Annotated in this window: 14 protein-coding genes; 9 read left to right on the plus strand and 5 right to left on the minus strand. The window is 64.9% G+C overall.

The window, feature by feature from the left end:
- Positions 1–38: 38 nt before the first annotated feature.
- Positions 39–1,460, minus strand: a complete 1,422-nt coding sequence (locus ACN0TK_RS11755) for a circularly permuted type 2 ATP-grasp protein (RefSeq protein WP_417309687.1) — start codon at positions 1,458–1,460, stop codon at positions 39–41.
- Positions 1,461–1,636: 176 nt separating this feature from the next.
- On the opposite strand from ACN0TK_RS11755, the gene ACN0TK_RS11760 reads away from it, so the two are divergent.
- Entirely contained in the window at positions 1,637–2,566 is a 930-nt protein-coding gene (locus ACN0TK_RS11760) for a 2-hydroxyacid dehydrogenase (RefSeq protein WP_417309688.1), read from the plus strand.
- An 86-nt stretch (positions 2,567–2,652) separates the two neighbouring features.
- The gene (locus ACN0TK_RS11765; RefSeq protein WP_417309689.1) at positions 2,653–3,438 is read left to right on the plus strand and encodes an SDR family NAD(P)-dependent oxidoreductase; all 786 of its coding nucleotides are present in this window, start codon (positions 2,653–2,655) and stop codon (positions 3,436–3,438) included.
- Positions 3,439–3,744: 306 nt separating this feature from the next.
- Here ACN0TK_RS11765 and ACN0TK_RS11770 read toward each other — a convergent pair whose 3' ends face one another.
- The 4 genes from ACN0TK_RS11770 to ACN0TK_RS11785 form a co-directional block, all read right to left on the minus strand.
- Positions 3,745–4,083 (minus strand): hypothetical protein, encoded by a 339-nt coding sequence (locus tag ACN0TK_RS11770; protein WP_417309690.1) that lies wholly within the window; start codon positions 4,081–4,083, stop codon positions 3,745–3,747.
- A gap of 50 nt (positions 4,084–4,133) precedes the next feature.
- Positions 4,134–5,192 carry an AbrB family transcriptional regulator gene (locus ACN0TK_RS11775; protein WP_417309691.1) on the minus strand — a complete coding sequence of 353 codons (1,059 nt, stop codon included), beginning with the start codon at positions 5,190–5,192 and terminating at the stop codon, positions 4,134–4,136.
- Between the two features lie 57 nt (positions 5,193–5,249).
- The gene (locus ACN0TK_RS11780) at positions 5,250–6,410 is read right to left on the minus strand and encodes a M20 aminoacylase family protein (RefSeq protein ID WP_417309693.1); all 1,161 of its coding nucleotides are present in this window, start codon (positions 6,408–6,410) and stop codon (positions 5,250–5,252) included.
- Positions 6,411–6,519: 109 nt separating this feature from the next.
- Positions 6,520–7,365: an FG-GAP repeat domain-containing protein gene (locus ACN0TK_RS11785; RefSeq protein ID WP_417309694.1), complete on the minus strand. Its 846-nt coding sequence runs from the start codon at positions 7,363–7,365 to the stop codon at positions 6,520–6,522.
- A gap of 110 nt (positions 7,366–7,475) precedes the next feature.
- Here ACN0TK_RS11785 and ACN0TK_RS11790 point away from each other — a divergent pair, with 110 nt between their 5' ends.
- The 7 genes from ACN0TK_RS11790 to ACN0TK_RS11820 all read left to right on the plus strand — a co-directional run bounded on the left by ACN0TK_RS11790 (position 7,476) and on the right by ACN0TK_RS11820 (position 14,377).
- On the plus strand, positions 7,476–8,234 hold the full coding sequence (locus ACN0TK_RS11790; RefSeq protein WP_417309695.1) for an electron transfer flavoprotein subunit beta/FixA family protein: 759 nt from the start codon (positions 7,476–7,478) through the stop codon (positions 8,232–8,234).
- On the plus strand, positions 8,234–9,163 hold the full coding sequence (locus ACN0TK_RS11795; protein WP_417309696.1) for an electron transfer flavoprotein subunit alpha/FixB family protein: 930 nt from the start codon (positions 8,234–8,236) through the stop codon (positions 9,161–9,163). The genes ACN0TK_RS11790 and ACN0TK_RS11795 overlap by 1 nt, the downstream gene beginning before the upstream one ends.
- Before the next feature lie 127 nt (positions 9,164–9,290).
- The gene (locus ACN0TK_RS11800; RefSeq protein WP_417309697.1) at positions 9,291–10,478 is read left to right on the plus strand and encodes an aromatic amino acid transaminase; all 1,188 of its coding nucleotides are present in this window, start codon (positions 9,291–9,293) and stop codon (positions 10,476–10,478) included.
- A gap of 80 nt (positions 10,479–10,558) precedes the next feature.
- A complete protein-coding gene (fsa, locus tag ACN0TK_RS11805) occupies positions 10,559–11,212 on the plus strand; it encodes a fructose-6-phosphate aldolase (protein WP_417309698.1) in 654 nt (217 codons plus the stop codon).
- Between the two features lie 211 nt (positions 11,213–11,423).
- Positions 11,424–12,500: an Mrp/NBP35 family ATP-binding protein gene (locus ACN0TK_RS11810; RefSeq protein WP_417309699.1), complete on the plus strand. Its 1,077-nt coding sequence runs from the start codon at positions 11,424–11,426 to the stop codon at positions 12,498–12,500.
- The gene (locus tag ACN0TK_RS11815) at positions 12,497–12,922 is read left to right on the plus strand and encodes a GNAT family N-acetyltransferase (protein ID WP_417309700.1); all 426 of its coding nucleotides are present in this window, start codon (positions 12,497–12,499) and stop codon (positions 12,920–12,922) included. The genes ACN0TK_RS11810 and ACN0TK_RS11815 overlap by 4 nt, the downstream gene beginning before the upstream one ends.
- Before the next feature lie 150 nt (positions 12,923–13,072).
- A complete protein-coding gene (locus ACN0TK_RS11820) occupies positions 13,073–14,377 on the plus strand; it encodes a GH1 family beta-glucosidase (protein ID WP_417309701.1) in 1,305 nt (434 codons plus the stop codon).
- The last annotated feature ends 108 nt before the right edge of the window (positions 14,378–14,485 follow it).

The following is a 14,485-nucleotide window of genomic DNA, read 5'->3' on the forward strand; positions in this document are numbered from 1 at the left end:
GGACGAAATTCCGGCGTGGATCGGATCGTGTGTCATCCTCAATCCTCCAGCACCCAGGTGTCCTTGGTGCCGCCGCCCTGCGACGAATTCACCACCAGGGAGCCCTTGTTGAGCGCCACACGGGTCAGCCCGCCGGGCGTGATCCGCACGTCGTCGCCAACCAGCACATATGGCCTCAGATCGACGTGACGGGGCGCGATGCCCTTGTCGACAAAGGTCTGGCAGGTCGAGAGCGACAGCGTCGGCTGAACGATGTAATTGTCCGGCCGGGCGAGGATCTTCTTGCGGAATTCCGCATGCACGGACTTCGTCGCGGTGGGCCCGACCATCATGCCATAGCCGCCCGAACCGTGGACTTCCTTGACCACCAGTTCCTCGAGATTGTCCATCACATAGGCCAACTCGTCCGGCTTGGTGCAATTGTAGGTCGGCACGTTCTTCAACAGCGGCTTCTCACCGAGATAGAACTCGATGATCTCGGGCACATAGGTGTAGACGGCCTTGTCGTCCGCGATGCCGGTGCCCGGCGCATTCACCAGCGTCACATTGCCGGCACGATAGGCGTCGAACAGGCCCGGCACGCCGAGCATGGAGTCCGGATTGAAGGTCAGCGGATCGAGATAGTCGTCGTCGATCCGGCGATAGATGACGTCGACGCGCTCCGGCCCCGTGGTCGTGCGCATATAGACCTTGCCGCCCTCGACATAGAGGTCGTTGCCTTCGCACAGCTCCGCGCCCATCTGGTCGGCGAGGAAGGAGTGCTCGAAATAGGCGGAATTGTAGATGCCGGGCGTGAGCACGACGAGATTCGGCGTGCCGGTAACGCCCACGGGCGCCACGCTCTCCATCGTCCGCCGCAGCGTCTCGGGATAGGTTTCGACCGGAGCCACATTGTAGCGCTGGAACAGCTCGGGCGCGAGCTGCAGCATCGCCTCGCGATCCTCCAGCATGTAGCTGACGCCGGACGGGGTGCGCAGATTGTCCTCGAGCACATACCACTCGTCGGGACCGACGCGCACGATATCCACGCCGATGATATGCGCATAAACGCCGCGTGCCGGGTCGAGGCCCATCATCTGCGGACAGAACGCTTCATTGCCGACGATCAGGGCTTCGGGAATGCGCCCGGCCTTGATGATCTCCTGGCGGTGATAAATGTCGTACAGGAAAGCATTCATGGCCCGAACACGCTGTTCGATGGCCTTGCTCAGCCGTCGCCACTCCATCGCGGAAATAATCCGCGGGATGACATCGAACGGAATCAGTTTTTCCGTGCCCTCGTTGCTGCCATAGACAGCAAAGGTGATGCCCAGCCGCCGGAACAGCGCTTCGGCATCAGCTGACATCAGCTTGAGCGCCTGCGGCGGCTGTTCAGCCAGCCACTCCTGCAAGATGAGGTATGGTTCGCGGACGGAGCCGTCCGCATTGATCATTTCATCGAACGGTAACGTCGAGGTCATGACTCCCTAGTCGTTGCGGCCTGTCCCACTGCACTGACATTGCTACACGTTTGTGCGCCAGCCACAAGCTGCGTTGCGTGAAAACCGGCACTGAGATGATTTGCGCCTTTGGTTGTCTTCCCGTCTCAACGGTTCCCAACTAAAACGGTTGCCAGTAACGATGACGAGAAGAGACCATGCCGGAAGAAATTATTCAGACCCACAAGCTGCTTGACCGCTGCGAGGCCGCACTGGACGAGCGCTACACGGTGCACCGGCTGCATCTGGCGGAAGACCGCGACGCCCTGATTGCCGAGGTAGCGCCGCGCATCCGCGCCATCGCCGGCGGCAGCGTGCAGGCCGACCTGATGGATCGTCTGCCGCGGCTCGAACTGATCTCCAGCTTCGGCGTCGGCTACGACTCGATCGATATCGCCGCGGCCCGCGAACGCAACATCCGCGTCACCAACACGCCAAATGTGCTCAACGACGCGATGGCCGAAATCACCATCGGGCTGATGGTGTCTCTGGCCCGTCGCCTGCCGCAGTCGGACCGCTATGTCCGCGAGGGACGCTGGCCTTCCGGCAACTTTCCGCTGCAGACCGAGCTCAACGGCAAGACCGTCGGCATTCTGGGGCTCGGCCGTATCGGCAAGGAGATCGCCCTGCGCTGTCAGGCGATGAAGATGCGGGTCGTCTACTACGGTCGCCGCGAGCAGGGCGACGAGCCCCATGTGTACTACGACAAGCTCGAGGACATGGCGCGCGACAGTGACTGGCTGGTGATCATCGCGCCGGGCGGCAAGAGCACCGAGGGGATCGTGTCGCGCAAGGTGCTGGAGGCGCTCGGGCCGCAAGGCTATCTGGTCAACATGGCGCGCGGTTCGCTCATCGATGAGCCGGCCATGGTCGAGATGCTGGGCAATGGCGGCATTGCCGGCGCGGCGCTCGATGTCTTTGCCGACGAGCCGAATGTGCCCGAAGCGCTGTTCGCGCTCGACAATGTCGTGCTCTCGCCCCACCAGGGCAGCGCCACCCACCAGACGCGCAACAAGATGGGCGATCTGGTGGTGGCCAATCTCGAGGCGCATTTCGCCGGCGACCCGCTGCTGAGCGCCGTCGTCTGAGCCATTCGCCCGGCGGGGAGGCCGGGTTTTAGTGAGCCGCCACTGGCCCCGGAAGGGCCGGTGCGCGGCACGGAGGAGACCACCACATGCTGATCGACCTGAAATCAAAGACCGCCATCGTCACCGGTGCCGGCCGTGGCATCGGCCGCGAAATCGCCCGGACACTGGCGCGCGAAGGCGTGCGCGTGGCCATCTTCGACGCCAGTCAGGACCTGCTGGACGACGCGGCGACCGAATGGGAAGCGGCTGGCTGGGACGGCATGCAGCTGGCGCTCGACATCCGCGACAAGGCGGCGATCCGTGAGGCCGTGGATGCGGTCGAACAGCAATTCGAGCGCATCGACATCCTCGTCAACAACGCCGGGGTTGCCGGCGGTGCCAAGGTCGAAACGCTCGACGAGGCGATGTGGGACGTCAATTTCGACGTCAACATGAAGGGCATGTTCCTCGTCTGCCAGGCCGTGGTGCCGGTGATGAAGCGCCAGCGCAGCGGACGCATTCTCAATGCCTCGTCCTACGCCGCCATTACCCCCTCGGTCGGCGGCGCCGCCTATGCGGCCTCGAAGAGCGCGGTGGTCGGCTTCACCCGCGTTCTCGCCGGCGAACTCGGACCCTGGGACGTGACCGTAAACGCCTATGCCCCGGGCATGATCCCGACCCAGATGAACCGCTTCGCCGACCAGCCCGAGGCCCGCAAGGAGAAGCTGCTCGACACCCTGACGCTGCGCCGCTGGGGCGAGGCCAAGGACGTGGCGAACCTCATCTGCTTTCTCTCGTCCGATCTCGCGGGCTATATCACCGGCACGCTGATCGATGTGTCGGGCGGCAAATACGCCACGCAGATGCCTTGGCTCGCCTACGAGCAAAACTGAGACGCAGGCGGGCGCTGGCCACCGAGGCGGGTGCTCCGAGGCCACTGAACGTTTCTACCAAGTTCGTTCACTGCGTGTTTCTGGTGCGGTTCTCCCTCGTCCTCCTGGTCATGCCGGACACAGTCTAGTGCTGACGAAAGCGGCGGGGATAGGCTCGCGAAAGTGCTTGTCGATCAGTCAGTTATCGAGAGTGCTAGCGCAGGGCGCCGAAGGTCGTGTGCAGCAGGCGGCGCGGGCGCACAAAAGCGCCGCGCTGTCGCCACGCCGATGCCGCAGCGATGAACGGAAACTGCCCGGCGTGGGTGCCTAGCCGTAGACCCACTCATAGGTCACCGGGTGGTAGTATTGCGTGTCCCAGCCGTTCGGGGTGCGCACCAGAACCTGGAGGCACCCGTCGCTGGTCCGGGTGACGCGGCGCGCATCGACGCCGCGCTGGCGCAGCGCGATCATCGCCGAATAATCGTTCACATCCCGGTCTCTGATCTCATCGCCGAAATGAAAGGTGATGCCGAAACCGACGTTCACACCTTCATCGAGCTCCATCGCATCGCAGCTCGGCCGGCCCGCGGCGAGGGCGCTGGTCGGCACGGCGACGGGCGCGAGGGTGACGGCAATGAGGGCGAGGGCAGGGGCGAGGCGGCACATAGGGAAGTCTCCGGTCAATGGGGACATATGCCGCCGTGATTTGGGCAGCATCATGGGCCCGTTTCAGTCTTGCGCACCAGCATCGCGACGAGCGGAATGGCGACGGTCAGCATCAGCAGCCGGCTGACGTGATGCGCGGCGATGAAGGCGGTATCGAAGCCGAGCGCCACGCCGAGCGCCCCCATGCCTTCGAGCGCGCCGGGAGAAAGCCCGATCCAGATCTGGCCGAAGGGCATGTCCACGAACTGCGCCGCGCCCGCGGCGACCAGCGTGGTGATGGCGACGGTCAGCGCCGTCCCAGCAAGGCCGCCTACCAGCGCCCGGACGAACTCGGAGCGGGTGATGCCGGCAAAGCGCGAGCCGATCAGCGCCCCCACCATGCCGAAAGTGCCGATGAGGAACCACGGCGGCAGCGCGCCATCGAAGAATCCAAGAAATTTCGCCGTGATCGAGGTGGCCATGGCGCCGAGCGCAAAGGCGGCGGGCACCTTGAGCCAGGTGAAGAGCCAGCCGGTGAGCCAGCAGGCAACAAGCACCAGCGCTAGGCGGCTGAGCGGCATCTGCGCGATTTCGGTGGCGTGAATGGGCGCCTCGCCGACCGGCAGGAACACCGCCCCGATCGGCACGCAGATAGTGAGCAGCAGGATGCGGATGACCTGGATAATGATGATCTGGCGGCTGTCGCCGACCCCCGCCGCGGCAATCGACATGACAAAGCTCAGATGGCCGGGAAACGAGCTGAGATAGGCCGTGCCCTTGTCGAGCTTGAAGACGCGGCGCAACAGATAGCCGGTGAGCGAGATGATGAGGATCAGTTCGATCGCCAGCGCCACCAGCGTCACCGGCCATTGCGCCATCAGCTGCAGCGAGTCTTTGGCGACGCTGGCGCCCATGCTGAGCCCGGTGCAGGTGAAGATCAGATCGCGCAGCCGGTCGGGCATCGCCGTGCGGACGCCGGAGAGCGATGCGACGGCGACGGCCAGCGCCCCACCCGCCAGCCAGGACGCAGGCATGTGCAGCAGCGTCGCGACGGTGCCGCCCGCGAAGGAAATGGCGATGGTGACGAGGAGCCGGCGCAGGAGCACGTCGGCAGCAGGTGAGTCGGACATTATGCCGCAATCCTAGCACAGCGGATGACGCTGTCGCGGCGGCCGCGGCGGAAAACGTCAGTCTGCCGAGGCGGTCTCGACCAGTTTCACCCAGTAGCTGACCCCGACCGGGATCGACTCGTCGTTGAAGTCATAAGTGTCCGAATGCAGTTCCGAACTGTCGCCATTGCCGAGGAAGATATAGGCGCCGGGGCGGGCCTGCAGCATGTAGGAAAAATCCTCACCGCCCATCGTCGCCTCGGCGCTGACATTGACGCGCTCTTCGCCCGCCACCTCGGCCGCGACCCGCGCTGCAAAGTCGGACGGCCCGGGAGCATTGACGGTGACCGGATAGCCGCGGCGATAGGTGATGCTGACCGTGCCGCCGAGGCTTCCGACGAGCCCTTTGGTTACGCTCTTGAGGCGTTCCTCCATCAGATCGCGCACGTCTTCGTCGAGCGTGCGCACGGTGCCGGTCAGTTTGACGATCTGCGGGATGATGTTGAAGGCTTCCCCGGCTTCCATCATCGTGACGCTGAGCACCGCCGAACGCATCGGGTCGACATTGCGCGAGACGATGGTTTGCAGCGCCATGATCAGCTGCGCGGAAATTGTGACCGGATCGACGGCATTGTGCGGCATGGCGGCGTGCCCGCCCGAGCCCTCGATGACGATGTCGAACTGGTCGCTGGCCGCCATGATGCCGCCGTGGCGGACGCCGAAATGGCCGATCGGGGTGCCGGGCATGTTGTGCATGCCGAAGACTTCCTCGATGCCGAAACGGTCCATCAGCCCGTCCTCGACCATGGCGCGGCCGCCGGCGCCACCTTCTTCGGCGGGCTGGAAGATGAGGACGGCGGTGCCGTCGAAATTGCGCGTTTCGGCGAGATACTTTGCGGCGCCCAGCAGCATGGCGGTGTGCCCGTCATGGCCGCAGGCGTGCATCTTGCCCGGTGTCTGGCTCTTGTAGGGGCTGTCGGTCTTTTCGTTGATCGGCAGCGCATCCATATCGGCGCGCAGGCCAATGGTGCGGCCCGGTCCGCGCCCCTTGATGACGCCGACGACGCCGGTGCGGCCGATGCCGGTCACGACTTCGTCCACGCCAAAGCTCTCGAGCAGCTCTTTCACCCGGCCTGCGGTGCGATGCACGTCATAGAGCAGTTCGGGATGGGTATGGAAATCGCGGCGCCATTCGGCGACTTCGTCGGCGAATTCCGCGATGCGGTTGATAACGGGCATAAATGGATAACCTGAACGGATAAGCCTTCAGTGTAGACACGCGGCCAGACCCGTCAAGCCGCCCAGCCGTCGCAGGAGGCCTGCGCCGGGGGCATTGCGGCAGCGCCTGTCAGCGCGAGATGGTTGTGCGGCGCCCGTCGCTCAACTCAACGCTGAGAGTGCCCGGGCCGGACTGACGCAGATCACTGACCGCGTCGCCAGGCAGCGGTATGCGCGCGATCTCTTGGGCGCCGCCGGCAAAGCGCAGCAGCCGGATGGCGCTGCGGGCGCCATCGGGGATGGCGAGGTCGGCAATGCCATCGCCATCGAAATCGGCGGTCACCGCGAGGCTTTGCTGCGGCGTGCCGATCCGGTGGTTGGAGACGTCGTCAACTGCAGCGACCCGTTGCAGCGTGCCCTGCACAAGCCGCCAGAGTTCGAGCCGCTTCCACAGATGCGGCATCTGCACCAATGCGACCTCCAGATGCCCGTCGCCGGTAAAATCGGCGATGCCGGCCGGGTTCAGCCAGCGATGCGTCTGGCCGATGAACGGGGTTTGCGCGGCGATGGTGATCCCGGCATCACTCACCTCCAGCACGGCCAGTGACGCACCTTTGCGCAACGAGCTGAGCACCAGGACGATCTCGTCGGCGCCGTCGCCATCGAGATCGGCGAGCCGCACGATGCTGTCTTCGAACACCTCGGTGTCGGGGAGCATAAGGCTGAGCACCTGACCGTCCGGCAGACGCGCCCTGACGCCACCGGCCTCGACCCGGTTGGCATGGACGTTGTGATCGTAGCGATCCGTGGGCGCAATCAGCCAGGCTTCGGCAATGGAATTGCCCTTCGCCGCGACGCCGCCGGGGAGGGCATCCGGATCGGTTTTTGCGCTCAGTGGTGCAGCAAATGCACTGCCTGAAAGCGCCATAACCAACATCGCCGCGATCAGGGGCACGGTTTTCTCCAGTGTCGCCATTCGACCCTCCGGAATTTCCACCCACCGAACTTGTTCGACTTGGCTCAATTTGCAAAGACACTGCACGCAGTCGGGGCGGTCACTTTGCCCTGAACCGACGGGAGAAGCCGATGAAAATCCTCGTGGCCGTAAAGCGGGTTATCGATCATGCCGTACGGGTGCGCGTCCGCGCCGACTGCACGGGCGTCGAAACCGACAATGTGCGCATGTCGATGAACCCGTTCGACCGTCATGCGGTCGAGGCGGCGGTGCAGCTGGCCGAGGCCGGGCATGCCGACGAGATCGTCATCGTTTCGATCGGGCCCAAACAGAACAGTGACGTGATCCTGACGGCGCTTGCCATGGGCGCGCATCGCGGCATTCTGATCGAGACCGGCGAGCGCGTCGAAACGCTGGCTGTCGCAAAACTGCTGGCGGCCGTGGTCGCCGAGGAAAAGCCCGACCTGGTGCTGCTCGGCAAGCAGGCGGTGGACGACGATTCCAACCATGTCGGACAGATGCTGGCGGGGCTGCTGGACTGGCCGCAGGCGACCTTTGCCTCGGCGATTGCCGTGGTCGGCGGCGGGCTGGAGGTCGATCGTGAGGTCGATTATGGCCGCGCCACCTATGGCCTGGCGCTGCCCGCCATCGTCACCGCCGATCTGCGGCTCAACACGCCGCGCAACGCCGCGCTGCCCATGGTGATGAAGGCGCGCGCCAAGCCGCTGGCCGTGCGCCCGGTGGCTGAACTCGGAGTCGATATTGCCCCGCGGCTGACGATCGAGAAGGTCGATCCGCCGGCCGAACGCGCCGGTGGCAAGGTGCTGGGGTCGGTCGACGAGCTGGTCGCCGCCATCGACGCCGAACGCAATGAACTGGAGGCGCTGTGATGGCTGTTCTCGTCCTCGCCGAACATGATCTCGGTACGCTTTCGGCCGCGACCGCCCGCATCGTCGCCGCTGCCACCCAGCTCGGCCCCGTCGACTTGTTGGTGGCGGGTGAGGGGATTGCGCCCGTCGTCGCCGAAGCGGCGACGCTCGCCGGCGTCGAAAAGGTGCTGAGCGCCGACAATGCCGCGCTCGCAACGCAGTCGGCCGATGCGCTGACCGCGCTGCTGCTCTCGCTGGCAGGCGACTATTCGCATATCGTTGCCGCCTCCGCGGCGACGGGCCGTGACGTGATCCCACGGCTGGCCGCCGGGCTCGACCTGATGCCGGTGACCGATATCGTCGCCATTCTCGGGCCCGACCGGTTCCAGCGCCCGATCTATGCCGGCAATGCCGTCGAGACGGTTGCCTCCAACCAGCCCAGACAGCTGCTGACCATCCGCGCCTCGGCCTTCCGCCCGGCGGCCGGGGGCAATGACGCGCCGGTGGAGCCGGTGCGTGCCGAGCTCACCGCGGTAACCCGGCTCATCGCCGCGCATCGCACCGAGGGCGACATGCCGGATCTCGGCACGGCACAGATCGTCGTTGCCGGTGGCGTCAGCTTCGGTTCGGCCGAAAACTTCAAGCTGGTCGAAGAACTGGCGCAGGTGCTGGGCGCCGCCGTGGGCGCGACCCGTGCCGCGGTGGACGCCGGCTACGCGCCGAACGACTGGCAGGTCGGTCAGACCGGCAAGATCATCGCACCGGACCTTTATATCGGTATCGGCATTTCCGGCGCGCTGCAGCATCTGGCCGGTATTCAGGGCGCCAAGAAGATCGTCGCGATCAACAAGGACCCCGACTCGCCGCTGATGCAGATTGCCGATTATGCGCTGGCCGGCGACCTGTTCGAGATCGTGCCGCAGCTCATCGCGGCGCTGAAACGCGACTGAGCTGGTGAAAGGGGCAGGCGGCACGCCACTGCCACCTTTTCGCGCGCGCCTTCGGCGTCGTCAGCCGTTGCATTTTACCGCATCCCGCCTATAACAGCCCCGCCTTTCCTCATCCCCGGACCCTTCGATGTTTGAGACCCTGAAGAAGGCCACGCTCGACAAGATTTTCGTGCTGATGGCCGAATATGCCGCCGATCCCCGCAAGGAGAAGATCGATCTGGGCGTCGGGGTTTATAAAGACCCGAAGGGCATTACCCCGGTGCTGTCCTCGGTGCGCAAGGCTGAGCAAAAGCTCCTCGAGACCGAGACCACCAAGACCTACAAGGGCGTGGTGGGCAACAAGGAGTTCTCCGCCGCCATTCTGGAGCTGACGCTGGCGGGCGCGGTGGATGCTTCGCGCGTGCGCTGCGTCAACGGCAATGGCGGCACCGGCGCGCTGATGATCCTCACCCAGGTGCTGGGCCGGGCGCGTCCGGGTGGCCGGCTGTTCCTCAGCGACCCGACCTGGCCGAACCATCTGCCGCTGACCGAGAACGCCAACCTCGTTCCGCATTTCTATCCCTATTTCGACCCGGAAACCCGCAAGGTCGATTTCGACGCCATGATGCAGGTGCTCGACGGGCTGACCGGCGACGACATCGTGCTGCTGCACGGCTGCTGCCACAACCCGACCGGCGCCAACCTGACCAATGAGCAGTGGGACGTGGTGGCCGAAAGCCTCAAGCGCACCGGCGCCTTCCCGCTGATCGACCTGGCCTATCTCGGCTTCGGCGACGGGCTGGAAGAGGATGCCTATGGCACCCGCAAGGTGGTCTCGTCCGTGCCCGAGTCGATGATCGCCTTCTCGGCTTCGAAGAATTTCGGCCTCTATCGTGAGCGCGCCGGCGTGGCGATGGCCATTGCCAAGGACTCCGAGGGCGCCGAAGTCGTTTCCTCGCAGATGCAGAACGTCATCCGCGCGACGATCAGCCAGACCCCCGACCATGGCGCGGAAGTCGTGCGCATCATCCTGGAGGACCCCGAGCTGCGCGCCGAGTGGGAAGCCGAGCTCAAAGAGATGCGCGAGCGCATGAAGCGCCTGCGCACCAAGCTGGCCGATGCCATCCGCGAGCGCTCGAACTCGGCCGACTTCGATTTCATCGCCGAGCATTCCGGCATGTTCTCGCTGCTCGGTCTGCCCGAGGAGACCGTGGGGCGGCTCAAGACCGAGGATGCGGTCTATATGATCAACGACAGTCGCATCAACGTCGCGGGAATTCCCGAAGATCGCGTCGGCGAACTTGCCGACAAACTGCTCGCAGCCGTGCGCGCATAAGGACCGGCGCCACCTTGTTCTGGCGCACAATCGGCCTAACTTAGAGGTCGAACCGACAGTTTCCTGGAGGGAACGACAAAATGAAATTCTTCGTCGATACCGCCGAGATCAAGGACATCAAGGATCTCAACGAAACCGGCCTGCTCGACGGGGTGACCACCAACCCGTCGCTGATCGCCAAGTCCGGCCGCGACTTCAAGGAAGTCATCGCCGAGATCTGCTCGATCATCGAGGGTCCGGTCTCCGCCGAAGTCGCCTCGACCGAATATGACGGCATGGTCGCCGAGGGTGAGCACCTCGCCAAGATCGCCGACAATGTGGTGATCAAGCTGCCGCTGACCGTCGACGGGCTCAAGGCGTGCAAGCACTTCACGTCCAAGGGCATCAAGACCAATGTGACGCTTTGCTTTTCGGCCAACCAGGCCCTGCTCGCCGCCAAGGTCGGCGCGACCTATATCTCGCCCTTCATCGGCCGGCTGGACGACATCAACCTCGACGGCGTCGAGCTGATCGAGAACATCCGCCAGATCTACGACAACTACGCCTATTCGACCGAGATCCTCGCGGCCTCGATCCGCACCCCGAACCACATCACCGAAGTGGCTCTGGCCGGTGCCGATGTCGCGACCATCCCGCCGGCCGTGATCTACAAACTGGCTGACCACCCGCTGACCAAGGCCGGCCTCGACGCCTTCGTCAAGGACTGGAAGTCGACGGGCCAGTCGATCCTCTGATCGCTGGCGACCGGATCGCCGTCTCCCTGTGGGGGGACGGAGCTTCGGCGCCGCATGATAAATGTCCTCTCCCGGATCGCGGGGGAGGCGACCAGCGAGGCTGGTCACACGGCTGCCGAGGCGCAGCCTGTCGCCTGACCCGCACCCGCCCTTGAAGCGCCGTCCCGCGATCTGCGAGGCGGCCGCCGGGCACTATCGGGGCAAGCATTCAATGGCCAATGAGACTGTTTCAGCTGCGGTAAAATCCGCGCTTGCCGGGGTCGAAATTCCCGGTGGCGGCAATCTGGCCGATTATGGTGGCCTGTCCGATATCATCGTCACCTCGGGCGCCATCGCCTTCGCGATCTCGGTCGCGCCGGGCATGGAGGCCGCATTCGGCCCGGCCCGCACCGCGGCGCAGGCGGCGACCGAACAGGTGGCCGAGGGCCGCAAGGTCATGGTCTCACTGACCGCCGATCGTGCTCCACCGTCCGCCGCAAAACCCGCCGCGACCCGCCCACCCCCGGTGCAGCGCGAGCCGGTGAAGGGCATCCGCCACATCCTCGCCGTCGGCTCGGGCAAGGGCGGCGTGGGCAAATCCACCGTGTCGGTCAATCTGGCGCTGGCCTTTGCCGCCGAAGGGCTGAAGGTCGGCATTCTCGATGCGGACCTTTATGGCCCCTCGATCCCGCGCCTGCTCGGGCTCGAGGGTCAGCCGGCGGTGCGCGAGGACGGTATCTTCTCGCCGCATGAGGCCCATGGGCTGAAAGCCGTATCGATCGGCTCGATGCTGACCGCCAACCAGGCCGTCGTCTGGCGGGGCCCGATGGCCACCTCGGCGCTGCGCCAATTGCTGCGTGAAACCGACTGGGGCGGGCTCGACCTGCTGGTCGTCGATCTGCCGCCGGGTACCGGTGACATTCAGATCTCGCTGGTCCAGCAGGTGCCGCTTGCTGGCGCGGTGATCGTCTCGACGCCGCAGGATCTGGCGCTGATCGATGCGTGCAAGGCCATCGACATGCTGGCACGCACCAATGTGCCGATCCTCGGGCTAGTCGAGAACATGAGCTATTTCATCGCCCCCGATACAGGCGCGCGCTACGACATCTTCGGCCATGGCGGCGCGAAAGCGGCGGCGGCGGCACAAAACCTGCCGTTCCTCGGGGAAATTCCGCTGGTGATGTCGATCCGCGAAACCTCGGACGCCGGCAAGCCGGTGGTCGCCTCGAACCCCGGTGGTCCCGAGGCCGCAGCCTTCCGCGCCATTGCCGCCAGCATCCTCGCGGAGCATCCCGACTTCCGTCCATGACCACCATACGACCGGCCGGGCGCGCCGATATCGCCGCTCTCCTCGACCTCGATCCGATCGCCCGGACCGAACGCGCCCGCCGCGACGCGATCGCCCGATGGGCCGCAGCCGGGCAGTGCCACGTCGCGTTGCGCGATGGCGAGGTCGCGGGCTATGTCGTCTTCACCCATGGATTTTTCGGCCAGCCCTTCGTCGAACTGCTGATGGTCCGCGACAATGCCCGGCGCGCCGGCGTGGGCGCTGCGCTGACCAACCATTGCGTCGAGCGGGCCGGCGAGGCGCCAAAACTGTGGTGCACGACCAACACGTCGAACGCCGCAATGCAGGGGCTTCTTGCGAAACTCGGCTTCATCCGCTCGGGCCAGATCGACAATCTCGACGACAGCGATCCGGAACTGGTGTTCCTGCGCCGCAGCGACTGACCTGCTGTCAGTCTGTCTTACCCCTGAGGTGACAGATCCGTTTGTCGCTGCTATGTAATCGATTACATAAACATTCGATCCGGCGCCAAGACCGGGTCGTTTGACGACAATCATGATCTGAGCCGGCCTGCCCCGGGGGAGAAAATCGCAATGTTCACCGTCTCACGGGCCGATCTCGGGCCGGGCTTCACCTTTGGCGCGGCCACGGCTGCCTATCAGATCGAGGGCGGCCAGACCGATGGCCGTGGCCCCAGCATCTGGGACAGCTTTGCTGCAACCGGCTCCAATGTGAAGAACCACGACGACGGGTCGGTGGCCTGCGATCACTACAACCGCTGGCCCGAGGATCTCGACCTGGTGCGCGACGGCGGTTTCGACGCCTATCGCTTTTCCTTCGCCTGGCCGCGGCTGATACCCGAAGGCACCGGCGCCGTGAACAAGGCTGGGCTCGACTTCTACGACCGGCTGATCGACGGCATGCTGGAGCGCGGCATCAAGCCCTTCGCGACGCTCTATCACTGGGACCTGCCCAGCGCCCTGCAGGACAAGGGCGGCTGGATGAACCGCGACATCGCCGGCTGGTTCGCCGATTATGCTGCGCTGATCGCCCGGCGCTATGGTGACCGTCTGCACGCCGTGGCGACGATCAACGAGCCCTGGTGCGTCGCCTTTCTGAGCCATTACCTCGGTGTGCATGCGCCGGGTTATCGCGATCTGCGCGCCGCCGCCCGCGCCATGCACCACGTGCTGCTGGCCCACGGCACCGGCGTCGACGCGCTGCGCGTCGAGGGCGCCAAGAACCTCGGCATCGTGCTCAACCTCGAAAAGGCCGAGGCCGCTTCGGACAGCCCCGAGGATGTGGCTGCGGCGGACATGGGCGATGCGCTGTTCAACCGCTGGTATCTCGGTGGCGTTCTGAAGGGCGAATATCCCAAGCTGTTGACCGACGAACTGGCGCCATATCTGCCCAAAACCTATGAGCGCGACATGCCGGTGATCTCGCGATCGCTCGATTGGGTTGGGATCAACTATTATACGCGCGGCATCTACGCCGCGGCGCCCGACCAGCCTTTCGGCATCACCAAGGTGTCGGGTGATCTCGAAAAGTCCGACCTCGGCTGGGAGATCTATCCCAAGGGGCTCGAGGACCTGCTGGTCCGCGTCAGCACGGACTACACGGACCTGCCGCTCTACGTCACCGAGACCGGCATGTCGGAAGACGACGACAGCAAGCGGGTCGCCTATTACGACGGCCACCTCAAGGCCGTCGCCAACGCCAAGGCGCGGGGCGCCAATGTCGATGGCTTCTTCGCCTGGTCACTGCTCGACAATTACGAATGGGCCGAAGGCTACACCTCGCGCTTCGGCATCGTGCATGTCGATTACGACACCCAGGTGCGCACCCCGAAGGGCTCGTATCGCGCGTTTCAGGGCATGCTGCACAACACCAAGTGAGACGCGGCACGACCTGACACGGGGCTCCGGGAAGAACCGGGGCCACCGTTCTATTTGCCGGTGGGTGTCAGTCAGCCGCCGGCGTCTGCCGTCGTCCCTAGGCGTAAA

It is taken from the genome of Devosia sp. (assembly GCF_048261455.1).
GTDB lineage: Bacteria > Pseudomonadota > Alphaproteobacteria > Rhizobiales > Devosiaceae > Devosia_A.